We start from the raw sequence: 212 nt of genomic DNA on the forward strand, positions 1-212 counted from the left end.
GGGTGACGGGTCCGGTGTAGGTGAACGTTCCGGTGCCGGTCGCGGTGCCGGGTGGCCCGCCCGCGGGGGTGTTGTAGCGGGGTCCGTTGGTGGCGGTGGTGTCGAGGCGGTCCAGGAGGTCCTGGTAGCTGATGGTGACCATGACCTGGGGTCGGAGGCCGCCGGTGGCGGGCAGGGTTGCGGTGGCGAGGGCGGTTTTGCAGGCGCCGATG

The 212-nt window shown here is 72.2% G+C and carries 1 protein-coding gene; it reads right to left on the reverse strand.

All coding sequences use genetic code 11. The annotated features are described in order from the left end of the window. A partial coding sequence (locus ABFP37_RS22710) for a hypothetical protein (protein WP_347035060.1) occupies positions 1-212 on the reverse strand: 212 nt, incomplete at both ends.

The organism is Burkholderia sp. RS01, assembly GCF_039748055.1.
In the GTDB taxonomy this organism is placed as follows: Bacteria; Actinomycetota; Actinomycetes; order Actinomycetales; family Micrococcaceae; genus Arthrobacter.